Source organism: Trichocoleus sp. ST-U2, from assembly GCF_039961875.1.
GTDB lineage: Bacteria > Cyanobacteriota > Cyanobacteriia > Cyanobacteriales > FACHB-T130 > FACHB-T130.
The window spans coordinates 106409-132477 of record NZ_JAMPJY010000007.1; the positions used below are offsets into that span (position 1 = coordinate 106409).

The window sequence follows — 26069 nt, forward strand, 5'->3', positions numbered from 1 at the left end:
AGATAAAAATTTCTTCTTCCCGCTCCTATTAGGAGCAGGAAGAGAGATGCGAAGGGGGCTGGAGGTTATGTTTTTTGTTGTCTCGTGTAGGAAAAATTAAATCCTTACTTTCTTTACCTCATTGTGAAGGTTTGGGGGAAAGCGCGATCGCTTATGTAGAGATAAACAGACGCGATCGCACTTAAACTGGCAGTGCCGGAGTCGTCTGAGAAGTCCCTGCCATTGCACCAGAGTAAACCAGACCCCGTTGCATATCTAGGGTCAAAATCGCCCCATCCCGAATCATTTCCGTCGCCTTCTTGACGCCCACAATCACCGGCACCCCAAGGCGTAAGCCAATCACCGCCGCATGACTGGTTAGGCTTTCATCCTCAGTAATAATCCCAGATGCCTTGCGAATTGCTTCCACATAATCGGCATTTGTGCCCGGTACTACCAAAATTTCCCCATGATTGAAATTGCCCACCTCTCTGGCAGTGCGAGCCACTCGCGCTCGACCGCTCACCGATCCCTGACCAATCCCAATTCCCTTTCCAAGAATGGATGTCACCACCTCAACTTTAATCAGGTCGGTTGAACCAGAGATACCTTGGAGCGTCCCGGCAGTCATTACCACCAAATCTCCTTCAGCCAGCAGCTGTTTCTCCAGCGCCACATTGATTGCCGCTTGGAACGTCTGACCCGCAGAAGGCAAATCCAGCACTAGAAGCGGCTTCACGCCCCACACCATCTGCAACTGCCGCGCCACGTCTACATGGGGAGTCACTGCTAGAACAGGCGTAGAGGGTCGAAACTTAGAAACATTTCGAGCAGTGGCACCGCTTTTGGTCAACGACATAATCGCAGATGCCCCTAGCTGCTCAGAAATTTGACCAACCGCCTGACTAATCGCATTCGTGATCGAGCGAGTGGTGCCCCGGACGTTACGGGCGATTTGTTCTTGCTCAATCCGCACGGCAATCCGCGCCATCGTCTCCACCGCTTCGACGGCGTATTTACCCACCGCTGTCTCGTTGGAGAGCATCACAGCGTCGGTTCCGTCCAAAATCGCATTGGCAACATCGGAAATTTCAGCACGGGTGGGACGGGGATTGTTCACCATGCTGTCCAACATCTGAGTTGCCGTAATCACTGGAATCCCCAGTTGATTCGCCGTGGCAATCAGCCGCTTTTGCAGAATGGGGACATCCTCCGCAGGCAATTCTACGCCCAAGTCACCACGAGCCACCATGACACCATCGCTGAGCGAGAGAATCGCTTCCATTTGGTCGATGGCTTCGTGCTTTTCAATCTTGACAACCACCGGCACTTGCTTACCAGCACTAGAAATCAGCTCTTTAATTTCCAGCACATCCTGGGGGTTGCGGACAAAGCTCAGCGCTACCCAGTCAACCCCTTGGTCAAGACCAAACATCAAGTCTTTACGGTCTTTGTCAGTTAGCGCCTTAATTGACAGATAGACGCCGGGGAAATTCACTCCTTTGTTGTTAGAAAGTGGGCCGCCGACGACAACGCGACAGTGCAATTCCCGCGCAGTGGGGTCTACTTGCTCGACCCGCATTTCCACTTTGCCATCATCCAAGAGAATCGTTGCCCCGTTTGGAACTTCATCTGCTAGAGGTTCGTAGGTGACAGAGCTAATTTCTTGGGTGCCTGGGACAGGGTGACTGGTTAAGATGAAGCGATCGCCCTTATTCAGGACGATTGAACCCGTTTCAAACCGTCCCAAACGAATTTTCGGGCCTTGCAAATCTTGCAAAATGCCCACCGGCTGATTCAGTTCAAAAGCCATCTGGCGGATCAAGCGAATGCTCCGCTGATGGTCTTCATGAGTTCCATGAGAAAAGTTGAGGCGCAGGGTCGTCGCACCCGCTTCAATTAAAGCGCGTAAGACCTCTGGGCTACTGGTAGCAGGGCCAATCGTTGCGACAATTTTTGTCCGGCGCTGGGGATTTCGCAGTTGCATGGGGCAAAATTCAGGGACAGAAGAGGACTGCGTGTAACAGGAAAGCAAAGGGATACTATCACATTTGTTCCAACTCCTATTAGGGCTTTGGAGCTGGTTCCCCTCTCTACTGTGTGGGTATTATACTAAAAAGCTTATTGATTTTACGGGTTTATCGGGTCGCTTCGGTCTTGGTTGAGGGGTTTCCCGGTCTCAGGTGCCGGTTTCTTTGGACCCTCAGCAAGCGGCTTGTAAACTAGACCGGAAGGCATAATTGTCCCGGTGAGATCGGCACCTGTCACGTCAAATGCTTCCTTCGCTTTGACTCCTTGTAGACTCGCATACTGCAAGTTCGCAAACCGCATCTTCGTACCGCTGAGGTTCGCGCCATTAAGAACCGCATTGTTCAAATTCGCATTTTCCAAGGTGGCTGCTGTAAGATCGGCTCCAGCTAGCACGACACTGGTGAGATTGGCATTGAGTAGATTGGCACCCTTCAAGTTGGCACCGCTGAGGTCATACCCAGTTAAGTTCACATTGCTCAAGTCACAAAATTGGCATTCTTTATAAATTAATAATCTCTGAACGTGTTCTGGATTCTCTGCTTTGACCGGCACTGCAAAGCAGACAGGCATCAACAGGGCAACAGCGAGGATTCCTGGTTTCATGGGAGGCTAGCCAACTGAGGAAATGAGTACCGATTGAACTGCCAAAACACCCTCTTGGTAGCCATGCGCGATCGCGCTATAGAATGCACAAAATCAGAACAAAAGAGTCAATGGGGATAGAATGCGATCGCTCAATATCCATTCAATCCAATGACACCTTTGAGCTTAGCATCCTTCCAGTTGGCACCCGTCAGGTTGGCATTCGCTAAGCTAGCTTGACCCAAATCTGTTTGAGTCAAGTTGGCATAACTCAGATTAGTATTTCCTAAATTGGCACCCCGGAGATCGGCACTGCTGAAATTGGTGTAACTCAAATTGGCTCCTGTCAAAATAGCATTCGTCAGATTGGCACTTTCTAGGTTGGTACCCATCATCGACGCACCGCTTAAATTGGCAGACCGCAAATTCGCCCCGCGCAAGTTTACACCGCTGAGATTAGCACCGTTGAGATTGGTACTATCCAGATAAGCATCCTGGAGGTTAGCACCCGCTAAATTAGCGTTGGTGAGGTTGGCAAGCGGCAATTTGGCATTGGTTAAATCAGCATCGTTGAATTTAGCACCCGTCAAATTGGCACGATTGAAACCAGCACCCGTCAAATTGGCACCCGTCAAATTGGCATTTGTGAGCGTAGCACTTTGAAAATTCGCTGCTGTCAGCGATCCTTTTTGCAGATTGGCACCCGTGAGAATTCCCCCATTCAAGTCAGCATTATTCAAAGAAGCCTGACTCAAATCAGCATTGCTCAAGTTGACACTATCCATATTGGCAGTCTCTAACTGGGCATTATTCAACTTGGCACCTGTAAGATTGGCACCGGCTAAGTTAACAATTTGCATCTGAGCATCTTTTAGGTTTGCCCCGCCTAAATTGGCACCCGAAAGATTCGCTTCGATCAAATTCGCTTGTCCGAGATTTGCACCGACTAACTGAGCAAAATTCAGTTGAGTTTGGGCTAGCTGGGCACGCTCTAGCTTAGCGCCCGTGAGGTTCGCTGCATATAAGTTTGCCCCCCGCAATTTAGCGTCTGTTAAATCAGCAACAATTTTATTTGCAGCCGCCAATTTTGCCTGTCTCAAGTTCGCCTTTTCCAAATTAGCGGCAGTTAGTTTGGCACCGTTGAGCTGGGCACCCTCTAGCTTAGCGCCCGAAAGGTCAGCCGCCGTTAAATCCGCACCGTCAAGCTGGGCATTCTTCAAGTCGGCGTTTCTGAGGTTAATCCCCCTGAGTTGGGCATCTTTTAGGTCACATCCAGGGCAAGTTTTCAGCGTCAGTAACTTCTGCAAGTCTTTGGAGTTTGCCGCTTGGGCTGGGGTTCGTAAGCCAAGCGTTAACACTCCGACGGCTGAAGTCGCAGCTAAACAAACCAAGCCCGCGAAGGCGGGCTTAAGGACAGCAAATTGATTAACGAGTTTTGGGCGCATGGGGCAGTTCTTTGAGCCGCGATTAACAACTACTTAAGAGCCACGATACTGGATGCGGTAAATCCGGTTATTGGCTTCTTCCGTCAGCAGCAAACTCCCATCGGGTAGCACGAGTAACCCCACCGGACGCCCCCAGGTGGTTGGGACAGAGGGGTTAAGCAGGAACCCAGTGAGAAAGTCTTCATAGTAGCCCTGAGGACGCCCGTTAGAGAAGGGGGCAAAGACAATTTTGTAGCCGGTGCCTTGGTTACGGTTCCAGGAACCGCGAAAGGCGACAAAAGCGCCATTGCGATATTTTTCTGGAAAGGTATTACCGTCATAAAACTGCAATCCCAAAGCAGCCGAGTGGGCTTGGAACAGAACGTCGGGCGTCTTTGTTTTCGCTACCAGGTCGGGACGTTTGCTCTTTCCGTTGACCAGATGACGCGGGTCAAGGAGATTTGGTGCCAGGTAGGCGTAAGGCCAGCCATAGAATTCTCCCTGTTGGATGCGGGTTAAGTAGTCGGGTACCAGGTCGTCGCCCAGTCCGTCTCGTTCGTTCACGGCGGTATACAGTTCGCCGGTGGTGGGGTGAAAGTCGAGTCCGACTGGGTTGCGTAAACCAAACGCAAAAGTTTGCTGGTTGGAACCGTCTAGGTTCATCACCTGTACAGAGGCGCGGGGGATGGCTTCTTCTGAAGCGTTGGATGCCGACCCAACTGAGACGTAGAGCTTTTGCCCATCGGGTGAGGCAACGACGTTGCGCGTCCAGTGCTGGTTGTAGCCGCCAGGGGTTAAGTTAGCGATTTTTTCGCCGGTTCCAGTGAGTTGTTGTTGTCCTTGCGTGTAGGGATACCGCCGGACTTCGCCTGTGTTGCCGAGGAAGAAGTATCCGCCCGCAAAAGTCATGCCAAAGGGGATATTTACCCCATTTTGGGAACTGGCAAAGGTTTGGCGGACATCAGCGACGCCATCGCCGTTGGTGTCACGCAGTAGGCGAATCTGGTTTTGTCGGGTTTCGGTGACTAATACATCGCCGTTAGGGGTGAGTGCCAGCCAGCGGGGTGCATCTAATCCATCGGCAAAGACATTGACGACGAAGCCAGCCGGGACGCGCAGGGTGGGGTTTTGCGGGATGGGCACCACGTTGGGCGAGTTGGAGGCGCTGTCGCTGGCGTAGGGTTTGGGTAAGTTATCGAGGTTGATGCGAATCGGTTGGGGTGTCAGGGGTTCGGTTCGCACCACGTTGTTGGTTTGCGTCGCTTGGGAAAGCTGTTGGTTCGGCTGTGCCGGAGTTTCTGTCGGTTGTTGGCTTGGTTGGGTTGTCTGGGGGTCGAGGGATGCCTGAGTTGAGTCACAGGCGGCTACTGTAGTCAGGATGAGCAGCAGCAAGAAACGTATCGATTTCATGTCAAAAGGTGGGAACTCTAATTCCAGGGTAGTCATTGAAGACAGGAGAGCGATCGCGCTCATGCGAAGCGAGGCGTTAGCCTAGCGCAGAAAAAGTCAGTTCGCACTCTTCGTTTCAGATCGAATATTTAGTTAGCCGCTGCTCACCCTACACCTGTTCCTAAATATTATTTTTTGAAGTAATTATTTATCAATTTTTTTGATTCCTGCTCCAATTGTTCGATTAAAGTCTGTTGACTTTTCTCAGGTAAGTTTTTAAAAATGCTTTCATAAGATTCGTTAAATGTTTCTATTACATCATTCACAAATAATTGAAAAACTTTGTCTATTGCTTTTGGGTCTTTACCAGAAACCCGGCCTACTTTTGATAGAGTATTCATCAATCTATTTTCTGTAACCAATGCAAGCATCGCCTCATGGAGCCATTTGTCATCACTCAAATAGGGAGGAGATGTTGCTAATTTTTGGCCGCTCCATTTTTCTGCCTGATGGAATCGGCTCTCTTCAGCGAATTTTGGGATTTTTCTCTTCAAAATCGGCCTAATTTTTCCCTTGGGAGTATCTATATAGATCGACTTTACAGGTTTAATGACAATCCCTTCCGCCTGATTGCTAAACGGCAATTTGGGTAAACCTAATAAGGCAGGAATAGTAGAATTAAACTCTATCTTCTGTGCAAGCGCTTGTTCGTATTTTCCAGTAAATAGCGGTTTAGCACCCAGCATTTCTACTTGCTGAAATAATTTCAGCGCTTTCTCATAATCTATGTAATCTCGTTTGGCAGTTCTATTATTTTCTTCAACAGCAATATCAAAAGCACAAAACTCAATTTTAGGTGAATAATAGATTCCTGTTTGGACAGCCTGAACACTAGGAACAGTCGCTACGTCAGGATGGGGATATTCTCCGCCAAACAATTCCCCATACACAGAAACTCTAAACGTTTCCGGACGTTCCAACTGGATAATTTTGAATATATCTTTGGCTTGTTGGGCTAATTTATATCTAAGCGTTTGATATCCAAAAAAGTCTTCGTCTGGCTGCAATAATTCTTTTCTCTTGGCAAAGCGAACGTCTGATCCGTCTGCGATTATACAGAAATTCGCCCCGTGAATTTTTTCAGTTACCACCCAGGCAGTTTTCTTGAAAATGCGATAATCTGATTCTGTTAAATTCCAATTATTCGAGCTTTCTGGTATTTTTTCATAGCTGATATGCGTCCAGCCGGTGAAGTTGCTTTCTTGTTTGTCCATCGGTTTTATTTTTTTGGAAAGAAGCTGAGAAAATGCGATCGCGTGGCTAGTTGAGGGATGCGATCGCGCTTGAGCCGCTTGTGGGTTGAGTGCCTATGTAATTCAGATCACTCGAAAGGCTGAGAATTTTCACACGTTACTCATCTAAGCGATCGCTCGGCGGGACGGAAAGGGGTGAGATATTAAATATCGTAGAGTTGACGCCCAACAACCATGCTTTCCCAAATCCAACTGCTCCCCGGTGCTATCTCTGAAATCCTAGCCTCTGTCACTGAAACTGGTATTCTGACTCTGGCTGACCGTTATGGACTGATGGCAGCCGCTCTGGATGAGTCCTTGGATGAGGAAGAAAGAGGTTGCGTCAACAGACTGCTGCGTTCTGTACTTAAAGGACGGGTAAGAGTAGTGGCTGAACTCTCCGCTGCCGCTTAATCTCAAAGTCAGAAAGTGTGCATTGCTGCCAGGACAATGGGCGTTGAACTCAGCAGCGATCGCATTCTAAAATTATTGCTGCAAAGATGACGCAGATAGGCAGAGAATGGCTACCCGCATTAATGAGGCGATTTCTAATGAAGAAACCTTGAATGGTAAATTAATTCGGGTGGTGCGTCCGCAGGGATGAAGAAGCGATCGCGAGTTCAACGAATATCACAAAAAATGGCTAGCAAATTCAGCGACTCGTGCTTGGCTTAACCCACCGAAACTGATAAGGTTCGCCTTTTGAACCCCAAACTTGATTACCAGCGGCATCAAAAGCGCGATCTAAAGTGTCCATTCCCGTAGAATGCAAGACAATTCGGTTTGTTACTTTGACAGCGCCTTTGTAGTCGCTGGGACAACCCGCCTCTGGTGTCTCGCCAATGTAGCGATCGCCATCGCGTTTCAAGAATACACTACACTTGGCAGACCCAACTTCGCTCAATCTCACAACCCGCTTGGCTTCTGGCTGACTGCACAACCCAATGAAAGCTTCTGGTGAGGGGGGTTTAAAGGATTGCGATTCAATGCTTTGATTATCGGTAGTGGGGGCAATTTTCAAGAATCTTTGCCGGTAAGGTTTAGCAAGATTCTCAGACATGGCTTGTTCTTGATAGAGAAAAACTGCCTGGGGATTTTGTTTAGTATCCGCCACACTAACTTTACAGGTCGTCATTCTCACATTTGGAGCTTTTGGTTTGGCTTGCGCTTGTGCGGAAGTATCCATCACTCCTACCAAATGCGACACCACTTCCCCGACTTGCTGCTGAATGGGTAATGATGCCTGGAGGTTGTTCGCCGGACACGAATAAGCTGCTGTGCCAGTTGAGGAGACAAGGGCGATCGCGATCAAACTCTGAGTTCTTGTATTCTTCACAATAGTCTCCCATTGCTAATCAAAAACATAACGTTCGGCAACGCGCCAATAGCGAGAAAAGCGTTTAAGGTCAATATATCCGTCGTATTTCACAAATGGCTCAATAGGTAACACTTCAATAGGAAGCGATTCCTCAATTTTGTCGCAAATGTGGTCAAATCGCGGGCTAGGACTTTCTGCTGTAACGATTCCATCCGCATTGTGTTCCTTGGCAAAAGCGAGCACTTCAGCAGCGACATCACCCCGTCGAATCGTTACTGGCAGTTCTAGCAAACATTCATAAATAAAAGTAATCCGCTTCAGACTCATCTGCCACTCTTCAATCAAAGCATCATCCCAAACCCATATTGCAGGGCTTTCAGGGTAGGCTTGCAAGGCGGGATTTTCCGGACTTAAACAGTCTCCATGCACCCAAATTATCGGCTGTTTCATTAATTCAAGACTCACGCACTCAAAACTCACGCACTACCGACGCTTCTTCCCGCGCTGAAAACTCTTGCTACCGCCACTTCGATCGAAACTTTGAGATTTAGGAAACAATCGCTTCTCTAGTTCATCGTAGCTGCCCTCGAAGTCACAATGACCGTACAGGGGGCATTGGCGGCAATAGATGCCATCCGTATAGCGTTCTAAGTTCTCCCGGTTGAAGAAATAAGGCTTTTGGCTAAAGGTGCTGGCAACCCACTGCCAGGAGAGATTATTGCTGGCTGGATCGCCATCCAGTAAGTGTTGCAGAAACCATCTTGCCCCGACTTGCCAACGAATCCGCTGCCAGTGAACTAGGTAAGCGGCTAGCCACATTCGCCCGTGGTTGTGCAGGTAGCCAGAGGAGTGCAAGTCGCGGCTAAAACTATCAATACAGACCATGCCGGTGCTACTTTTGTCAACATCTTCCGGTAACTTTTCGGCATAGTCTTTGGCTGTGTAGCCTGTCTTGTAAGGCTCTTGATCTTCCCAAATATCGTTTCCCAGCTTGGCATAGAGACGCTGCCAGTAATCGCGCCAGCCGAGTTCGTTGATGAGTTTTTGTGCGTCATCTCGGTTTTCCACTTTGTTCAGCACAGCATCCCGCACTTCTGCTACGCTCAAGACGCCGTAGCGGAGATAGGGCGAAAGGCGCGTGACTGCGCCACTAAAAGAATTGCGCGTTTTGGCGTAACGGGCGGGATCTACTTGACTTAAGAAGGCTTCTGCGGCTTTACGTCCTCCTACAGTGGTAGCGATCGCGTCATCGCGTTCGGTGGCGGTGGGGAATTGTTCGCGGAGATAGGTAATTAAATCGTCGCGGCTGGCGAAATCTCGCCGCATATCTCGATTATTTGGCGTGGCGTTCATCAGTTAGCGATCGCTCCAAACTTATCGCTCCAAACTTATTGAGTGTAACAAGCGAGCCGCCTTCTCGCGTTCTTCAAAAACAAAAAAGCCGTTTTCTCAAAGAAAACGGCTTTTTCGGAACTTATTCGGAACTTATTGGATTGGTAAGCTCGCTGGCGAAGGTAAATCTTCTTCCAACATCGCTGCGGGTGCTTCTTGTCGCTCCAAAAATTTACTCAAGGCGTAAGCCATATCCCCTCTCGTCATCGGATTTAGGGGATTCAGATTGCCTTGTTCATCGGGATTAGCAAATCCCTCGTAAAGTGCAGTTGCCATCGATTTTTTAGCCCAATCCGGTATATTCCCGGAATCTGGATACTTCGCAAGAATTTTAGCAACGGTGTCATTCGGAAACTGAAATACACCGTGAGCTTGGGCAAAGATAGATAAAGCTTCAGCGCGATTGATTTTTTGGTTGGGGAAGAACATATCTCCCCGATATCCCTTCATAATGCCAGTTTTTAAAACTGTCTGAATGTCGTTATATGCCCAGTGGGAAGAAGGTACATCTTGAACTGAAATAACTTCTTGTTTGGTGGCACCTGCTCGTTTGTCCAGTTTAAAAGTTTTGACCAAAATTGAGGCAAGTTCTGCACGACTGATGAATTGTTCTGAACGAAACTGTCCATCAGGATATGCAGTCATTAATTTGGCAGCAATCACCTGTTCGATGGGGTCAGATGGGGCGTCTGAAGCAGGTTGTGTTTGAGCAGAAACAACTGCTGGAAAACATTGTAGAAACCCCAATAGAGAAAGAGTGCCCAGGATCTGACGCATAATTAAAATCACTTTTCAGTTGCTAACTTCACTGTATAAACACTGGAACCAAATCTTCATCGCCCATTCGGGTCAATCCAAGCGGGGATGTTGGCAATAATGGTGACGAATCTGGAGTTTGCAAAGTTGCAACCAGTGCTAAGACCGTGGATGCTTCCGAGGAGCCGTTGCAAAAAGTGGCATTCGCTGGCGACGATCCCGGCTAAGAGCGCATAGGAAGAAGGCGATCGCAACAATCAGCCTAGACACTCCCAACCTAAACAATCGGAACCTCTCGAATTATTAACTTCCTTAGAAATCGCCACATTCGCTTCTGATAGCTGTGTCATAATTACGATCCTTAGATATCAAGTTCTTAACTAGGTGTAGCTCACTCACTTTATTTTTATGAACTTTCACAGCGAAAACAGAAATTCCTACTCCTAAGCTGGTGAACTAGGATGAGAAGGGACAACTGGGAAAAGGGGAAAGATGAAGTCTCAAAAAAGGCGTACACCCACTTCCTTTATCTGCCATCCCTGGTTTGTTCGGATTGCGCGATCGCTTTGGCGTATGCCGCAGTTAGCGGCTACTCGCTCTAGCGTATGACCGCAAGTTAGCGGCTACTCGCTCTAGCTGCTCCCGCTAACTGCAACTGCTCGCGTAGCAGTTGCATAAACTCATTCAACCTGCGTTCGTTCTCTCACACATGAGCAACTTTCCAGACTTATCCAGCCACGGTTATCAGGTCGTCCGAGAATTAGGACACAACCGCGCCGGTGGTCGAGTAACCTACCTGGCGCTCAATCTGAAAACTCGGCAACCCGCTGTCATTAAACGGTTTCAGTTTGCTAAAATCAACGCCACCTGGTCAGACTACGACGCCTACCAGCGCGAAATTCAAGTGTTACAGGGACTGAATCATCCCGGAATCCCCCGCTACCTAGATTCCTTCCAAACATCCGATGGCTTTTGCATGGTTCAGGAGTATAAAAAAGCACCGTCTTTAGCCGTACCTCGTAGCTTCGACCCGGATGAAATTAAGAAAATTGCCGTCTCTTTATTAGAAATTCTCGTTTATCTGCAAAATCGCATTCCCACTGTTATCCATCGAGATATTAAACCCGAAAATATCTTGGTTGATGGCAACATCAATGTTTTCTTAGTTGATTTTGGTTTGGCTCGAATTGGAGATGGGGAAGTAACGATGAACAGCGTGGCAAAAGGAACTTTAGGGTTCATGCCGCCCGAACAATTATTCCATCGCCAACTCACTGAAGCCTCAGATTTATATAGTTTGGGAGCAACGCTGATTTGCTTATTAACTGGCATCAAATCTTCTGAGATTAGCCAGTTAATTGATGATGATTATCGAATTAATTTCAAGCATCTCGTTCCCAAGCTCAGTCTGCGGTGGATTGACTGGTTGCAAAAGATGGTGGAAATCAAACCAAAAGACCGCTATCCTAACGCAGCGATCGCCTTGGAATCTCTCAAGCCTATCTATGTGATTCGCGTACCCGAAGCGAAGCTGAGTAAACCCATCCTAGAATTTAAGGCAAGAAAATTAGGTGAAAGGGTGACTCAGACAATCGCAGTTACGAACTCGATTCCTGATACCCTTCTGGAAGGAAATTGGGAAGTGGCACCCCACGAAAGCGATCCCCCCCATACACCAGATACTCACACTTGGATTTCTTTTGATTCCGTTAAGTTTGAGAACAATCAGGCGAAGTGTAAAATCAATGTGAATACCAGCCGGTTGATGGCAGATAAGACCTACGAGCGACATCTGTTATTACACACAAATTCTCTGCCAGAAACTCACGATATTACTGTTAAGATTCAGACTGCCCCGGTTCCGATTGCGAACAAAAAACTACCTTATATCGCGCTCGCTTTACTGGTGACACTTGCTGCCTCGGCGGCTTGGATTGAGGGAATCGCTTGGGGCGGAACGATTGCCCAAGTTGGGGCGATGGGTGTGGTCATGGCTGGGTTTATCACACTGTTTGTCGCTGCATTTGGTGTGGCAGCAGCGGCTACGGCGGCGGCTGGGGCTGTGTTTGTCGCTAAGCTTCTATCCAGGTATAAAGTTAAGTTTGCGGGTATAGACACGGTTGTAGCTTTGTTGGTTGCGGGAATTGTCGCTTTTTTTGTGACGGGTTTTGGCGAGCAATTTAGAGCGGCAAATTCGGCGGCGGTTGGGTTTGAAGCGGTGGATTTTGCTGTATTTATGGCTGGTTTTGGGGCGCAGAGTCTGGCAGTTAGTTGTTTGAAAAGAGGATTTAGTCCCAATCTCGCGATTGGGGTGTCGCTATTAGCAATGGCGTTAGGCATGACTTTAGGAGTTGGCTTCCAAGTTGGATTGCTAAATCCTTTGGTGATGGGCGCTGTTTTGGCAGTTGGTTTACCTTTGGGAACCATCTTGTTTTATCCCCCTTTTGAGCGGGCAAGGTTAATTGGTAACTATCGCAAGTTTGAGCAACATTTGATTAAGCCGTAGTCAGGCAATTTGGCTCACGCCGCGTGCAACTTTTTTTAGGGAGTTTAGGCAAAGGCTTTCAACCTGTCAAACAGGTTGAAAGCTTTAAGGTAAGAGATTTATCTTCAGGAGCGGGGACGGTTTCATTCACACACCAAGGATATTCATGCCGTGAATCCTGGCAATCATCCGATTTGTTAAGGCTGGTGGTAATCTCTTTGGCTAAAGAATAATCGGATGTTTATACAGATATCTCAGGATTTTGAGGGCGATCGCACAAAGCAGAAATATGTTCCCAGATATTTGTGCCAAATTAATCTTCCAGTCACTCTGGCAATCGTCCCAAAACTGCCTCCGATATGACCTAAAATATTTCCGACTCAATTGTTTGAGTCATTCTATAGCGATCGCGCAGTTAATTCTGCTTTAAGGTGTAAGCTTAAGGTGCTTTCATCCAAAGCGATCGCACTTCTACTCTTTGCCATAGTCCGGTTGTCCGTCAGCATCAAAAAAATTTCGCAGCCCGCTTTTGTTAATCCCTCTTATCTAGAGCTACCAGCCGAATGCTACTGCATACAGCTTTAAGCTCATCCTTTCATTGATTAACAGTTTTTTTTATCACTCCAACTTTTACTAGCCTTGTTAGGATACAATTGTCGGCTGAGTAAGAACTACCAGATGCTGCCTCTCGATAAGCGAGGAAATAGTCTACACTGCAAGGACTCGCTTCTGGGAGCGGCTAATACACCTGCCTCCAAAACAACCTTATTACCACTCTCCTACACGAGCCTCTTATGGAAACTAGACAATACACAGAAGATATAGATTTTAAAAAATACTGGCTTATCCTCAAACGGCGTTGGCTACCCGCCAGTACCGTCTTTATATTTACAGTTGCACTCGCCGCCGCATTTGCGTTCTTAAAAAAGCCTACCTACGAAGCCGAAGGGAGGCTTTTGTTTAAGAAGCAAAATACGACTTCTGCCTTAGTCACAGAGGCGGGGGCAAAAATCGGACAGTTGGAACCGCTAAATGTCTTGAATACTCCTCTGGATACAGAAGCCGAGATAGTCCGTTCTGAGCCTCTGATACAAGAGACGATAAATTCTCTAAACCTAAAAGACAAAAAGGGAGATCCCCTAAAACCTGCTGATTTCCTAAAACAGCTTACGGTAAAAGGGATCAAAGGAACCGATGTTTTGCAGATATCCGTTAAAGGCAAAGATCCCCAGGAAGCTGCAAAGATAGTCAACAAACTGATGGATTTGTATCGCGAGAAGAATGTACTTAATAACCGCGCTCAAGCAGCGGCGGCTCGCGAATTTATTAGTAAGCAGCTACCGAAGACTGAAGCCACTGTTCGTCAAGCAGAAGCCGCTTTGCGTAGTTTCAAAGAACAGAATAACATTGTAGCTCTAGAAGAAGAAGGAAGCTCAGCCGTAAAAGCGATCGCAGAGCTAGACAGCAAAAAAGCGCAAACTCAAGCTGAACTTGAAGATGCAACTGCTAGAGTCGCCGCCTTCCAAAGTAAGATAGGACTGAATTCACAGCGGGCTATGGCTCTAAACTCGCTCAGCCAATCTCCCGCAGTTCAGCAAGTGCTGATAGAACTCCAAAAAATTGAAGGCGAGTTGACAGTTGAGCGCACCCGCTTTCAGGATGAAAACCCCAAAATAATTAATCTCGAAAGCAAACAAGCGGCATTAAAAGCTTTACTACAGGAACGGGTAGGAGAGATTGTTGGCACCAACCAACAAGTATCCGAAGCAAATTTACAAATTGGGGAACTTGAACAAAAACTGACCGCAGAATTAGTCAACGCAGAAGTGCAACGCTTAGGTTTGGCTAATCAAGTGACTTTTTTATCTCGCGCTCAGGAGGCGTACAAACAAAGAGCGAACATTTTACCTAGATTGCAACAGGGTCAGCGGGATTTACAACGGCAAGTAGAAGCCGCGCAATCTACCTACCAAATTCTTTTGAAAAATCTTCAAGAGGTACAGATTGCGGAAAACCAAAATGTAGGCAACGCTAGTTTAATTGCCGCCGCTACAGTTCCAGAAAAGCCCGTAGGTACTCGCAAGCTAATAATCATAGCTGCCGGAATTGTTGCAGGCAGTCTACTTTATGTAATTACTGCTTTCCTTGTAGACCTGAAAGATCCAACCATCAAAACCGCCAAAGAGGTGCGGGAGTTATTTAAGTATACCGTCCTGGGAATGGTTCCTTCTTTGAAGAAAAAAGTAACTTTTCGCAGTAAGAAACTAGAAAGAATTCTTCCGCAGCTTCCCGTTAGAGATAATCCACATTCGGTTATCAGTGAAGCTTACCGTATGCTTCAGGCAAACTTGAAGTTTCTCAGTCCAGATCAAGAGCTGAAAGTCATTGCGGTGACAAGTTCTGTTTCTAAAGAAGGCAAGTCTACAGTTTGTGCCAACTTGGCTATCGCTATGGCTCAACTAGGAAGACGAGTTTTATTAATAGATGCGGATCTGCACCATCCCATGCAGCATCATATTTGGGACTTGACTAATGCAATTGGTCTGAGCGATGTCATCGTTAATCAAGCTGAGTTTGAGATGGCTGTGCGAGAAGTGATGGATAACTTGGATGTGCTTCCTTCTGGGGTGATTCCTCCTAATCCATTGGCTCTTGTTGACTCAAAGCGGATGGCTGGATTAATTGACAATTTTTCTAAAGACTACGATTTTATAATCCTTGATACGCCTCCAATTGTTCTGGTGGCAGATGCTCTGGCAGTAGGCAAGATGACTGATGGTATGTTATTGGTAGTTCGCCCAGGCGTGGTTGATACTGTCAGCGCTGCTGCTTGTAAGCAATTTTTGGTGCAATCAGGTCAGAAGGTCTTGGGCTTGGTCGTCAATGGTGTGATTGTGGAAAACGAACCTGATAGTTATTTCCACCATGCCAAGGCATACTACAAGGAAGATGCCAGTACGCCAAAAATGCTGACAGCGAAGGCTCCTAAAAATAGCGATCGCGCTTAAACAAGCATTAATCGATTACTTCTAGCTCGAACCATAAGCGTACTGTTGTAAGGACCTTCTATACGCTTATGGCGAATCCTCTTCTCCTAACCGTGTTCGGGGTAGGAGAATTTTGTTATGGGAAAAAGGCGAGTCCCCTTTCCGTGTAGAGAAGACCGCTGATATACACTTGCTTAAATGCGTTACGTTGATACCCCTCACCAATAGGACAACTAAGCAAATTCGCTCTTGCAGGCTGCTACTGCGGATCGGCAAAGAAATATCTTCTAGTAGAGAATATTAAATAAAATTGTATTTTTGCATAGTGGCTGTCAAATTACACTTTTAAATACAGACTTCATTAGCAGTTTATATCCGATGCCTCGGAAAGTTAATTGTAAAGTACACAAGTACAATTTATACAATTAAGCGGCTTTATGTATAAACTCAGTTCGCATCTTCCATAAGGAGTATTCATAATTCCTACTTTTGATAGTAGTAATAGCCTTCGGAAAGTTAATTGCAAAGTACAATTCATACAACTAAGTAATCTTACGTATAAATTTAGTTTGCATCTTCCATAGGGAGTATTTATAATTCCTACTTTTGATAGTAGTAATAGACTGCGGAAAGTTAATTGTAAAGTACAATTCATGTAACTAAGTGATCTTACGTATAAACTTAGTCCGCATCTTCCATAAGGAGTATTCATAATTCCTACTTTTGATAGTAGTAATAGGCTTCGGAAAGTTAGTTGTAAAGTACAATCCATATAACTAAGTAATCTTACGTATAAACTTAGCCCGCATCTTCCATAAGGAGTATTTGATAACTACTACTTTTGATAGTAGTAGTAGGAGTAACGAGTTCTCTTCTAGGGTGGTATTAGATTTGGTAAAAGCTTAGGAATGGCTGGGTCAGGGTTTTTCGGGTTTGGGAGAAATTATTGGGCAGTGTTAAAATTGAGCCATTTTTTGCCTTCATAGCGTCTTGAACCTCATTATAAAGTTGCCATGAAGTCAAGCGGGAAATTTGAGAACTTTCTGTAAAATCTGGCAAATTCAATTTACTTAAGTAGGGTTTTACAGTAATCTAAGCAATTATGAGGAAGAGAATCTCAGACTCTCAAGTCAGCTAAGCAATCATGCTGAAATAAATCTACTGACAGACTGCTTAATTAATCTTTGCCACAACAAAAAAACAACCAATACACCTAGCTATATATAGGTATTGTTATGCGTAAACCTGTTTTGACTATCTTCTACCAGTTCAATCCGAGTAGCATTAGCATCGGGGGTATACAAACAGTCATACGCACTTTTGTTAAATACGCTCCTAGCGAGTTTGAAATCCGGCTGGTAGGCACGGAGAACGATCCATCGCAACCCATAGGAGTATGGAGAGACGCCCAGTTGGCAGGCAGAGAGATCCGCTTTATGCCCTTGTTTTTTATAGAAAACGATAACTTTAAAAAAATAGTACCAACCACTATTAAATATACGGCTGCCCTTTTGGGTCGGAATTTGAGTTCGGATTTCATGCACTTTCACAGGCTGGAACCCACACTTTTTACTCGCAACTGGTCAGGAGAAAAGACTCTCTTTATTCACAACGATATTCAAAAGCAAATTAATTCTGCGGACAAAAAAAATGCGATTCTGTGGCAACGTTTTCCAGCAGCATATTTTGCTATCGAACGCTATCTTGTAAGTCAGTTTTCTCAAATCTTGTCGTGTAATACTGAATCGGTGCAACATTACCAGCAGCATTACCCAGAGATAGCAGAGCGCATTTCCTACGTCAAAAACACAGTAGATAACGAAATCTGCTACCCATTGACCTTAGATGAACGAGAGAAAGGTAGGCGCACACTTGCACAGCAGATGGGTTTAGCGGAAGATACACGCTTTATTCTATTTGCTGGTCGCCTTCACGCCCAGAAAGATCCCGTCTTGCTAGTCCGCTCCATTGCTGCCCTGAACGATTCAAATGTTCACCTCCTCATAGCAGGCGATGGAGACTTAAAGGATAAGCTACGTTCTGAGATTTCCCGCCTTGGATTGTCCGGACAGGTAACGCTGCTGGGACCATTAGCCCAGGCAGAACTTGCACAGTTGCAACGTGTATGTAGTGTTTTTGTACTAACGAGCGCCTATGAAGGTCTTCCTATGGTCGTTCTCGAAGCACTTGCCAGTGGTACGCCAGTGGTGACAACCCAATGCGGCGAAACTCCAAACCTACTCACTACTGATAGTGGAGTGGTGTGCGAGGAGCGATCGCCAGCCGCAATTGCAGATGCCTTGCGGAAGGTACTGCACAACGGTGGAGATTATCCAATCGAGGCATGCGTTAAAGCTGCCAAACCTTACAGTGCCAAGACTGTCGTGGGTGATATCTACAGCGATATGCTAAGCCGCTGGCAACAGCGGAATTTGTCTACTAGCCAGATTAATCAAAAAACTTTTACCGGGGTTTCGCCATGAAAATTGCCGTAATTGGAGCAAAAGGGTTGCCTGCTAAACAGGGTGGTATCGAGCACCACTGTGAAGAAATTTATTCACGGGTTGTGGAACAGGGTCATGAAGTGGATTTGTTTGCCCGTTCCTCATACACTGGAGATGTTTCGCTCAGCCACTATAACGTTCATGGTGTGAAGGTTGTTTCCATACCCAGCTTGAATATCAAGGGAATGGATGCTCTGTTGAGTTCGGCGCTGGGAGCGATCGCTTGCAATGCGAAGCGTTATGATATCGTTCACTTCCACGCTTTAGGACCAGCCCTCTTTACTTGGCTACCCAAACTTGCTTCCTCGGCAAAAGTTGTTGTTACCTGTCATGGCTTAGATTGGCAACGTGCCAAATGGAACAAAGCTTCTAGCGACCTAATCCGTCGCGGCGAACGTGCTGCTGTCCGCTTCTCTGATAGCATGATCGTCGTCTCAGAGGAACTGCGCTCATACTTTAAGGAAACTTACGGTAAGGAGACAATTTATATTCCTAACGCACCCTCAAATATGGGTGATTCAGACCCTACTTTTAGCTATGGAACTTCGCTAGGTCTGGAACAGGGACGCTATATTCTATTTTTAGGTAGACTCGTACCGGAAAAGTGCCCCGACTTACTCATCAAAGCCTTCCAAAATCTTCAGCAAGAAGGATGGAAACTCGTCATGGTGGGCGGTACCAGCGATACCAATGAGTTCACCTCGGAGATCACCGAGATGGCGGCGAATAACAAGAACATCATATTCACAGGTGAACTTAGAGGTCCCCGTCTTGCAGAAATCCTTCGGGGTGCGGGATTGTTTGTACTTCCTTCTGAGTTGGAGGGATTACCTCTATCAATGTTGGAAGCAATGCAGGAAGGTGTTCCCGTACTCGGTAGTGACATTCCCGTGCATCAGCAATTGATTGGCAAAAACCGAGGGATGCTTTTCCAGGTAAAAAATGTAGACTCCTGCCTCCGCAGCTTGGAATGGGCAATCAATCACCAGAATGAATTGGCGGTAATGGCTAAAAACGCCCAGAGTTATGTGCAAGCACACTATACCTGGAACCAGATTACTAGCGAAACATTGGAGTTGTACAGAACACTCACCGCCCTTGCTCCACTAGACAACGAAAACGGCAAACGAATTCCAGTTCCATCAGACCTGGTCAAGGCTTAAGAGCGCTGTTGCATTTCTAAATTGTCAATATAACTTAATATTTTCCTGCCAGGTGATAGGGGCGCACAAATAGCTGTACGCCCCTACTATTTTTTGTCTTTATATTATCTTTATATTTTTTTTACACAAAATAGCCATGAACACTCACTTCACCAGTGTTATAAGCGCGACACACATATTTACATTCAATTCCGTATTTACTAGCAGCATTTAGCAGCATTCAGTTAAAAAAACTTAGCTTTCAGGACAAAATCAGAAAAACATCCTTTAATTTATTTGTAGAAAAATATACTTAAAGCGTCTCCGTATGTTTTCGGGTTTATAAAGGAGTTCTTTACAAAAAATTCAAAAAATTCACTGATGTCAAGACCCTGTAGTGTTTCATATCCTAGAGGGGTAAACAAAACTATTTACCAAAATGAACGCCTTTATCAAGAAACTAATTTCTACAAGCGTCATGTTTCTCTTCACGGCTGCTGGTTTCGTAGTATTGGCATTTTCGGTAGTCTTGATGACGGTTGAATCCCTCGTCTCGTACGTGTTGTCACAAGTAACAGCACTACAAAATCATTCTTTAACAGAACGTGTTACTAGCGTGAAAGAACCGTCTTCTGTTAAAGGCTAATGCCTTGGTACTTTTCGGGTAAATTTAACCAGTATTCAGGGGCGAATTGCGTGTACGGGCGCGGAAGATAAAGCAGCCTACTCCTTGGAATCGTCAGGAGTTCCGTAGTAGATGCCCCTGCCATTGGTACCAACGAAAACCAAGCCAAACTGTTGCCAACTCGCCTCCATCGCATTTGGCTCGCCAGCGATGGGATTTTGGCTAGAACCAATGCTTATCCAAGTTCTGCCTCTGTCGAGAGAACGGAAGATCCCCTCGCCCATACCAGAAATTTTTCCATACAAATAAAGCTCTGGAGTTGTCCTTCCGGTCTGCGGTTTCCCAAAAGTAAACAAATGCGCCTTTTCTACTGAAGGCAGCTTAGCGAACGTTTTGCCACCGTCTGTGGAGTGGAATAAACCTTCCTAGTCTAAGCTGAGCCAGACTTCATTTTTCGCATCTGGAACTGTTTTCAGCGCATACGAATAGTAGTCACTCCTAATATTGGGAATCGATGAGTTGACAATGCTAAAGGCTAAAGGATGCACCTTGGTCAGTGCTGCGGTAAACTTTGCTGTCGCTGTAATAGTAAAAAGTATTTCCATCTACTTTATTCGCCACCAAGGGCTGATCTCAATACCAGGGACATTCTGAGCAATTTGGTAGTCCAGACACTGCACTCCCTGAAGCGCCGCCATTAGTGGTGCGTAGGGGTAGAGCTTTACTTACAGCTAAAACGAACAAGTTTGGATGGCGTTGCCGATATCGCTACGCGCAGTGGTAATTGATGCCGGAAACGACGCAAACTTCTTCCAGGTTAATCCAGCGTCTGTTGAAGGTTAATCCAGCGTCTGTTGAAGTTGCTTCTGTATAAGTTGAGTGCCACCTTGAACCGCCAACGCGGACGAGATGCCAACGCTCTTTGGTAAGCGTTGGGGAAAAAGAAGCGACTTTCGCCCATTGTCGCGCCTGCATTCGAGGATCTCCACACCCCATCGTGCCGCGAATCAAAGAAAATAATGTTGGAGTTAGCCGGATTGAGGGCTAGTCTTTTTCCCACCCAGCAATGCTCAACATTACTGTCTATCCCTAAGTTTATGTTTAGTTTAGTCCAGTTTTTACCTCGCTCTGTGGACTTAAAGATTGATCCTTTGGGTTGCCGCTGGGAGTATTTACCTGCTGCCATGTAAACGATATTTGGGTTGATGGGATCTGTTGCGATCGCTTCTTCCCCGTAATATGTTTTCTCTTTCATTGTGAAGCTGTCATGTAATCGAATGCAGGTTTTATCTTCGGCATTCCAGCGATAAAAGCCACCTACGTCGGTTCTGATCTAAACCAGATCCTTTTGTGCGTTGTAAGTATAAACACCTGTAACAAACCCTCTACTGCCTATCGACACGTTAGCCCAGCGACGTAGGAAGTGGGTGCCATCGGTACGGACACAAGATCCGCGCCTACAATCGGCTGTTGGTTGCTACCTATTGCTACTAGCAGTACACCCAAGCATAGTGCCAATAAACACAGGAGCCACAGCCCGATGGAGAAGTTTTAATATCATGATTGCCTAAACACTGGTAAGATTACAGACATTTTGCAGAGAATAATGTAAGTTATCTATTTCATAAAGTTGAAGTTCTAATGAAGAATTATCAAGCCTTCCATAGCTCAATGCCAAATGTGTAAATATTCAGTGTCTTTATAAAAGCTTTAAACTTTGGGGGGGAATTCTCACAAATCCACACTGTTGTCTGTGGTAAATTAAATTTGCTTGCTTAAAAAGAGATTGGCACCCAAGTACGATCGCTTTAACTGTTGCTGAGATATTTTTGCCAATCTGTACTAGCGTTAGTAGCAATTGACTATTTATTCAATGAAATATGCTGACGACCTTAGAAGGCCGTCTACTGATGCAGTAGCGATGAACCAAGGCAAACTAAGGAGAAAAATGTGCTGGAGCTGAGCCACCTGCTCAAAAAATTGATGAGCATTCTACCGATTTTCCCGCATCTTGCGCCGCTAAAGACTCCCAAGCTGCGATCGCTATCTATAAATCTCTTTTTCTGGAAGTCTTCATTGGTAGAACATCAAGGATTTCTCCGTAATATTTGCTACTTTGAGGGACAAGCATGAACCTGAAAACGCAAGTCATGCGGGGAGGAGTCTACCTGGTACTGCGTCAGGGACTGGGAGTATTCATCAGTCTGGCAGGAGTGATGCTAGTTACCAAAGTCATAGGACCGGAGAAATACGGTCTCTATGCTGCCACCATCAGTATATTTTTGTACCTTCAGATGCTCAGCCAGCTAGGCATTGAAGTTTATCTGGTGCGGCGGGAAGGGGAAGAGGAACTCGGAGTATATCACCAAGCTTTCACCCTGCTGTTGCTGCAAGCGTTTACAGGAATGCTTTTAGCTTTTTTGGCGCTTCCCTTAATAGAAAGCTGGGTGAACATCCAAGGGTTTCGCCCGGTAGCGCAAGTCTTGTTTCTGGGACTTCCCGTCGTTCTCCTCAATCAAGTCCCGATGGCTCGGCTAGAGCGCAATCTAGATTACAAGCGGGTAGCTTTAATTGAACTTCTCGGTCAGTTAGTTTACTACGTGATAGCCTTTCCAATGGCTTTTCGGGGAGCCGGAGTTTGGGCGCTGGTGGCTGGATGGTGGCTACAGCAAGTTCAAACTCTAGCACTACTCTACTGGAGTGCCGGATATCGTCCCCGCTTTGCTTGGAATTGGGTTTTAGTTAAGCAGATGCTGGGATACAGCATCGGATTTTCTACCTCAGTCTGGGTGTGGCAACTACGTACTCTGATCAACCCCCTGCTAGTAGGTAGATACGCTGGTGCCGAGGCAGTGGGATATGTAGCCCTAGCCATCCGGATCATCGACATTCTCAGTTTCGTAAAAACCGCAACGTGGCGGATTTCCATTGCCACCTTGGGGCGCTTGCAGGGAGATCGAGAACGGTTACGCAGAGCTGTCACTGAGGGCATGGGTCTTCAGATATTAGCTTTAGGACCCCTGCTCGTAGTAGTCAGCTGGGCTTTGCCTGTGCTTATTCCATTGGTGTTTGGCGATCGCTGGCTTCCTGTAGTGGCGATCTATCCTTATATCGCCTTGAGCAATCTGACCAACTCCATGTTTAATATGCATTCCTCAACCCTCTACGTTTTGCGGCGGAACTGGGAAGTTACAGTTTTTCACATCGTGTATATGGCTCTTTTTGTAGGAGCAGCATTCGTGCTGTTACCCCGCTTGGAATTAGTGGGATACGGCTGGGCTGAGGTGGCGACTTTAGCGAGTTATATTGTCATCCACTTCTACCTAGTGCGGGACATTGGCAGTCCTGACTATCGATTGGCTGGCTTGTGGTGCGGGACCTTTGGAATAGCTTTGTTTGCCTACCAGTTAGGATGGTGGGTAGTTTTGGGCTTAGTAGTCGTGGCATTGTTGCCCAGTACCCAGCAGAAGCTGAGAGATTATATTAAAAGTATCAAAGGAGTGAAGCAGGAAAAATCATCCGAAGCTTAACGCCACCTTCAACAAAAACTGCATCATCCTAGAAACTTGTCAAAAGTCATTTTCTCCCCCCTCACCCGACTGAAAAGACCTAGACTTGAGTTTAATTCTAGATACTTTTACCACCCTCTAAAGTCGTGAATCCACTCCTAAATTTCGCTGAAAAGAGATTCTCGGTTCTGGCGCTGCTAGTGTTCTCAGGATTATTAAACTTTGCTAGCTTAAACAATGCCTCGGAGGGAACAGCTGGCTACGCTGTTTATGTTTCTTCCGTGTTTGACAAGATTATATCGCTGCTACAGATGGGAGTCTATGCAGGGACAATCTTTTTTATTTTTGCCCGGTTCAAAAGTGTTGTTCGTCCAGCTTTGAGAGACGTTTTCTTATGGGGTTTAGTCGCAACGATTGTAATCTCATTTTTTTGGTCTGATTTTCCGCCTATTTCTAGAAAAGCTGGCCTCAATGTATTACAAACAACCTTGTTTGGACTGTATTTGGCTTCGCGCTATACCTTGAAAGAGCAAGTACGCATAATAGCGTGGGCGCTGGGTATAGGAGCAGTAATTACCGTAATGTACACCCTAGTTTTTCGGGGAGGTGGAATAGAAAGTGGAACTCATGCAGGAGCTTGGCGGGGGCCTTTGTTACACAAAAACCTCTTGTCTCGCCTGATGCTGGTACCAGCATTGTCTACCTTACTTGTGGCTCTGAACGTTCGCAAATATCGTTACTTGGTATGGGGTGTCTGTGGTATTTGCGTTGGCGTGATTGTACTTACAACTTCAAAAACTGCTTTAATCATCTTCTTGACTTTGATAATTCTCTTGCCTTTTTACAGCGCTTTACGGTGGAGCGACAACTTAGCTATTCCCTTCTTCATTACATTGATATTAATCGGTGGAAGTCTAGCTACATGGGGCGTGGCAAGTTGGGATAACTTGCTGTTTAGCTTAGGCAAAGATCCTACCCTCAGCGGTCGTACAGAGATTTGGGATGCTGTAATAGAAAAAATCTGGGATCGCCCTTGGTTAGGCTATGGTTATCAGGGATTTTGGCTGGATGGAGGGGAGTCGGAATATGTTTGGCGTGTACTTCGCTACAAGGTATACCACGCTCACAATGGCTTTTTAAACTTGACGGTTGATATCGGCTTTGTAGGGATATTCTTCTTTGGGCTTAGTATTATTTTCACCTATTTTAGAGCCATAAAATGGGTGCGTTCGACTAAAGAACCAGAAGATTTATGGCCCATAACCTACGTGACGTTTTTACTAATGTATAACTATACCGAAAGTACAATTGTAGAACCGCACTCTCTGTTTTGGATATTGTATGTATCAGTAACCTTATCATTGAAGCGCCTCCCAATGTCGAATATTAGGTCGTTTGAGACGGAGGAAAGAAAGGAAGGATTAGTTGAAACAACGTAGTAAGGTTAGCAATAAATTTACCAACTTTTTCAAGTAACCCTTCCCTTAACTCCTCCCCAGAGAGCGGGAATTAGGCAATAGAAGTATTTTCAACCTCAAATAAAAATGTCTAGCCTAACAATTTTTCTTACTTCCCTATATGGCGGTGGCGCTGAGAGAGTCCTAGTTAATTTGGCTCGTGGTTTTGTCGAGCAAGGCTTAAGCGTAGACTTAGTTTTAGTGAAGGTGGAAGGACCTTATCTGTCTCTAGTACCGCCAGAGGTGAGAATTGTGGACTTGAAAGGTAAGCGGCTGCTATCAAGTCTCCCCGCCTTGGTACGCTATCTGAAAGAAAATAAACCTACAGCTTTGCTTTCGGCTTTGGAAGATACGAATATCGTGGCTTTGTTGGCTCGAAGGTTGGCTGGTGTATCTACAAGAGTGGTAGTGAGCGTACATAACACCCTGTCCCAAGAGGCGCAAAACTCTAAGCAGCTGAAAAGGCGAATTGCACCTTACTTGGTACGCTGGTTTTACCCGATGGCTGATGCAGTTGTTAGTGTGTCTCAAGGGTCGGCTGATGATTTGGTGCATCTAGGATTAGCAAAAGAGCAAATCAAAGTTATTTACAACCCAGTTGTTACCCCGGATCTGTTCAAAAAAGCCAGTGAACTTGTGGAACATCCTTGGTTTGAGGCGGGACAGCCTCCGGTGATTTTGGGTGTGGGACGCCTGGAAAAGCAGAAAGACTTTCCTTCTTTGATTCGCGCCTTTGCTCAAGTGCAACAACAGCGTCCGGCGCGGCTGATGATTTTAGGGGAGGGAACGGAGCGATCGCAGCTTGAAGCTTTGGTGCAGGAATTGGGTGTAGCATCGAATGTGGCTTTACCTGGGTTTGTGGCGAATCCCTATGCTTATATGGCATCTTCAGCAGTATTCGTCCTATCTTCTTTATATGAAGGATTGCCTACTGTACTCATTGAGGCGATCGCTATGGGAACTAGGGTAGTTTCTACCGATTGTCCTAGCGGGCCAGAAGAGATTTTAGCAAACGGAAAGTACGGTCAGTTAGTCAGTGTTGGAGATGTCAAAGGTTTAGCAGAAGCGATCGCGACTACCTTAGATAAGCCTTCTGACTCGGAAGCACTGCGGCTAAGAGCTGATGAGTTCTCCCTGGAAAAGTCTGTAGCACAGTATCGGCAAGTATTGGGTATTGATTCATAGGCATTGCTGTGT

21 protein-coding genes are annotated in these 26069 nt (G+C 46.2%); 8 read left to right on the forward strand and 13 right to left on the reverse strand.

Annotation, left to right across the window (positions count from 1 at the left end):
• Nucleotides 1-181: 181 nt before the first annotated feature.
• The 5 genes from pyk to NC996_RS06770 form a co-directional block, all read right to left on the reverse strand.
• Nucleotides 182-1966, reverse strand: a complete 1785-nt coding sequence (gene pyk / locus NC996_RS06750) for a pyruvate kinase (RefSeq protein WP_190689493.1) — start codon at nucleotides 1964-1966, stop codon at nucleotides 182-184.
• Between the two features lie 143 nt (nucleotides 1967-2109).
• On the reverse strand, nucleotides 2110-2613 hold the full coding sequence (locus NC996_RS06755; protein WP_190689496.1) for a pentapeptide repeat-containing protein: 504 nt from the start codon (nucleotides 2611-2613) through the stop codon (nucleotides 2110-2112).
• Nucleotides 2614-2744: 131 nt separating this feature from the next.
• Complete coding sequence (locus NC996_RS06760) at nucleotides 2745-4037, reverse strand: pentapeptide repeat-containing protein (protein ID WP_190689499.1); 1293 nt, start codon at nucleotides 4035-4037, stop codon at nucleotides 2745-2747.
• Nucleotides 4038-4070: 33 nt separating this feature from the next.
• A complete protein-coding gene (locus NC996_RS06765) occupies nucleotides 4071-5426 on the reverse strand; it encodes a sorbosone dehydrogenase family protein (RefSeq protein WP_190689501.1) in 1356 nt (451 codons plus the stop codon).
• A gap of 167 nt (nucleotides 5427-5593) precedes the next feature.
• Nucleotides 5594-6679, reverse strand: a complete 1086-nt coding sequence (locus NC996_RS06770; RefSeq protein ID WP_190689504.1) for an RNA ligase family protein — start codon at nucleotides 6677-6679, stop codon at nucleotides 5594-5596.
• Nucleotides 6680-6892: 213 nt separating this feature from the next.
• On the opposite strand from NC996_RS06770, the gene NC996_RS06775 reads away from it, so the two are divergent.
• Entirely contained in the window at nucleotides 6893-7111 is a 219-nt protein-coding gene (locus NC996_RS06775) for a hypothetical protein (protein ID WP_190689507.1), read from the forward strand.
• 238 nt (nucleotides 7112-7349) lie between these two features.
• Here NC996_RS06775 and NC996_RS06780 read toward each other — a convergent pair whose 3' ends face one another.
• The 5 genes from NC996_RS06780 to NC996_RS06800 all read right to left on the reverse strand — a co-directional run bounded on the left by NC996_RS06780 (nucleotide 7350) and on the right by NC996_RS06800 (nucleotide 10417).
• Complete coding sequence (locus tag NC996_RS06780; protein ID WP_199303329.1) at nucleotides 7350-8033, reverse strand: chromophore lyase CpcT/CpeT; 684 nt, start codon at nucleotides 8031-8033, stop codon at nucleotides 7350-7352.
• Nucleotides 8034-8048: 15 nt separating this feature from the next.
• Nucleotides 8049-8465 (reverse strand): hypothetical protein, encoded by a 417-nt coding sequence (locus NC996_RS06785; protein WP_190689510.1) that lies wholly within the window; start codon nucleotides 8463-8465, stop codon nucleotides 8049-8051.
• Between the two features lie 33 nt (nucleotides 8466-8498).
• Entirely contained in the window at nucleotides 8499-9368 is an 870-nt protein-coding gene (locus NC996_RS06790) for an FAD-binding domain-containing protein (protein WP_242037699.1), read from the reverse strand.
• 132 nt (nucleotides 9369-9500) lie between these two features.
• Nucleotides 9501-10184, reverse strand: a complete 684-nt coding sequence (locus NC996_RS06795; RefSeq protein ID WP_190689513.1) for an S-layer homology domain-containing protein — start codon at nucleotides 10182-10184, stop codon at nucleotides 9501-9503.
• Nucleotides 10185-10240: 56 nt separating this feature from the next.
• The gene (locus NC996_RS06800) at nucleotides 10241-10417 is read right to left on the reverse strand and encodes a hypothetical protein (protein ID WP_190430326.1); all 177 of its coding nucleotides are present in this window, start codon (nucleotides 10415-10417) and stop codon (nucleotides 10241-10243) included.
• Nucleotides 10418-10872: 455 nt separating this feature from the next.
• Here NC996_RS06800 and NC996_RS06805 point away from each other — a divergent pair, with 455 nt between their 5' ends.
• The 4 genes from NC996_RS06805 (at nucleotide 10873) to NC996_RS06820 (ending at nucleotide 19302) form a co-directional block, all read left to right on the forward strand.
• Nucleotides 10873-12669 (forward strand): serine/threonine-protein kinase, encoded by a 1797-nt coding sequence (locus NC996_RS06805; protein ID WP_190689516.1) that lies wholly within the window; start codon nucleotides 10873-10875, stop codon nucleotides 12667-12669.
• A gap of 773 nt (nucleotides 12670-13442) precedes the next feature.
• Nucleotides 13443-15656, forward strand: coding sequence for a polysaccharide biosynthesis tyrosine autokinase (locus NC996_RS06810; RefSeq protein WP_190689519.1), 2214 nt, complete (start codon nucleotides 13443-13445; stop codon nucleotides 15654-15656).
• A 1214-nt stretch (nucleotides 15657-16870) separates the two neighbouring features.
• Nucleotides 16871-18118: a glycosyltransferase family 4 protein gene (locus tag NC996_RS06815; RefSeq protein ID WP_190689522.1), complete on the forward strand. Its 1248-nt coding sequence runs from the start codon at nucleotides 16871-16873 to the stop codon at nucleotides 18116-18118.
• Nucleotides 18115-19302: a glycosyltransferase family 4 protein gene (locus tag NC996_RS06820; RefSeq protein WP_190678295.1), complete on the forward strand. Its 1188-nt coding sequence runs from the start codon at nucleotides 18115-18117 to the stop codon at nucleotides 19300-19302. Before NC996_RS06815 ends, NC996_RS06820 begins: the two co-directional genes overlap by 4 nt.
• Nucleotides 19303-20004: 702 nt before the next feature.
• Here the strand turns inward: NC996_RS06820 and NC996_RS06825 are convergent.
• The 3 genes from NC996_RS06825 to NC996_RS06835 all read right to left on the reverse strand — a co-directional run bounded on the left by NC996_RS06825 (nucleotide 20005) and on the right by NC996_RS06835 (nucleotide 21161).
• The gene (locus tag NC996_RS06825; RefSeq protein ID WP_190678293.1) at nucleotides 20005-20190 is read right to left on the reverse strand and encodes a hypothetical protein; all 186 of its coding nucleotides are present in this window, start codon (nucleotides 20188-20190) and stop codon (nucleotides 20005-20007) included.
• Between the two features lie 141 nt (nucleotides 20191-20331).
• A complete protein-coding gene (locus NC996_RS06830) occupies nucleotides 20332-20511 on the reverse strand; it encodes a hypothetical protein (protein WP_190436319.1) in 180 nt (59 codons plus the stop codon).
• A 212-nt stretch (nucleotides 20512-20723) separates the two neighbouring features.
• Nucleotides 20724-21161 carry a hypothetical protein gene (locus NC996_RS06835; RefSeq protein ID WP_190689524.1) on the reverse strand — a complete coding sequence of 146 codons (438 nt, stop codon included), beginning with the start codon at nucleotides 21159-21161 and terminating at the stop codon, nucleotides 20724-20726.
• 874 nt (nucleotides 21162-22035) lie between these two features.
• On the opposite strand from NC996_RS06835, the gene NC996_RS06840 reads away from it, so the two are divergent.
• The 3 genes from NC996_RS06840 to NC996_RS06850 all read left to right on the forward strand — a co-directional run bounded on the left by NC996_RS06840 (nucleotide 22036) and on the right by NC996_RS06850 (nucleotide 26057).
• A complete protein-coding gene (locus NC996_RS06840) occupies nucleotides 22036-23436 on the forward strand; it encodes an oligosaccharide flippase family protein (protein ID WP_190430197.1) in 1401 nt (466 codons plus the stop codon).
• Between the two features lie 125 nt (nucleotides 23437-23561).
• Nucleotides 23562-24854: an O-antigen ligase gene (locus NC996_RS06845; protein ID WP_190689527.1), complete on the forward strand. Its 1293-nt coding sequence runs from the start codon at nucleotides 23562-23564 to the stop codon at nucleotides 24852-24854.
• 105 nt (nucleotides 24855-24959) lie between these two features.
• Nucleotides 24960-26057, forward strand: coding sequence for a glycosyltransferase (locus NC996_RS06850; protein WP_190689530.1), 1098 nt, complete (start codon nucleotides 24960-24962; stop codon nucleotides 26055-26057).
• The last annotated feature ends 12 nt before the right edge of the window (nucleotides 26058-26069 follow it).

Bases quoted from the DNA above. Each gene is read 5' to 3' on its own strand.
- pyk (WP_190689493.1), bottom strand. From the start codon at position 1,966: ATGCAACTGCGAAATCCCCAGCGCCGGACAAAAATTGTCGCAACGATT.
- NC996_RS06825 (WP_190678293.1), bottom strand. From the start codon at position 20,190: ATGGGCGAGGGGATCTTCCGTTCTCTCGACAGAGGCAGAACTTGGATA.
- NC996_RS06760 (WP_190689499.1), bottom strand. From the start codon at position 4,037: ATGCGCCCAAAACTCGTTAATCAATTTGCTGTCCTTAAGCCCGCCTTC.
- NC996_RS06850 (WP_190689530.1), top strand. From the start codon at position 24,960: ATGTCTAGCCTAACAATTTTTCTTACTTCCCTATATGGCGGTGGCGCT.
- NC996_RS06810 (WP_190689519.1), top strand. From the start codon at position 13,443: ATGGAAACTAGACAATACACAGAAGATATAGATTTTAAAAAATACTGG.
- NC996_RS06795 (WP_190689513.1), bottom strand. From the start codon at position 10,184: ATGCGTCAGATCCTGGGCACTCTTTCTCTATTGGGGTTTCTACAATGT.
- NC996_RS06765 (WP_190689501.1), bottom strand. From the start codon at position 5,426: ATGAAATCGATACGTTTCTTGCTGCTGCTCATCCTGACTACAGTAGCC.
- NC996_RS06790 (WP_242037699.1), bottom strand. From the start codon at position 9,368: ATGAACGCCACGCCAAATAATCGAGATATGCGGCGAGATTTCGCCAGC.
- NC996_RS06815 (WP_190689522.1), top strand. From the start codon at position 16,871: ATGCGTAAACCTGTTTTGACTATCTTCTACCAGTTCAATCCGAGTAGC.
- NC996_RS06785 (WP_190689510.1), bottom strand. From the start codon at position 8,465: ATGAAACAGCCGATAATTTGGGTGCATGGAGACTGTTTAAGTCCGGAA.
- NC996_RS06835 (WP_190689524.1), bottom strand. From the start codon at position 21,161: ATGAAAGAGAAAACATATTACGGGGAAGAAGCGATCGCAACAGATCCC.
- NC996_RS06830 (WP_190436319.1), bottom strand. From the start codon at position 20,511: ATGGAAATACTTTTTACTATTACAGCGACAGCAAAGTTTACCGCAGCA.
- NC996_RS06755 (WP_190689496.1), bottom strand. From the start codon at position 2,613: ATGAAACCAGGAATCCTCGCTGTTGCCCTGTTGATGCCTGTCTGCTTT.
- NC996_RS06820 (WP_190678295.1), top strand. From the start codon at position 18,115: ATGAAAATTGCCGTAATTGGAGCAAAAGGGTTGCCTGCTAAACAGGGT.
- NC996_RS06840 (WP_190430197.1), top strand. From the start codon at position 22,036: ATGAACCTGAAAACGCAAGTCATGCGGGGAGGAGTCTACCTGGTACTG.
- NC996_RS06805 (WP_190689516.1), top strand. From the start codon at position 10,873: ATGAGCAACTTTCCAGACTTATCCAGCCACGGTTATCAGGTCGTCCGA.
- NC996_RS06770 (WP_190689504.1), bottom strand. From the start codon at position 6,679: ATGGACAAACAAGAAAGCAACTTCACCGGCTGGACGCATATCAGCTAT.
- NC996_RS06775 (WP_190689507.1), top strand. From the start codon at position 6,893: ATGCTTTCCCAAATCCAACTGCTCCCCGGTGCTATCTCTGAAATCCTA.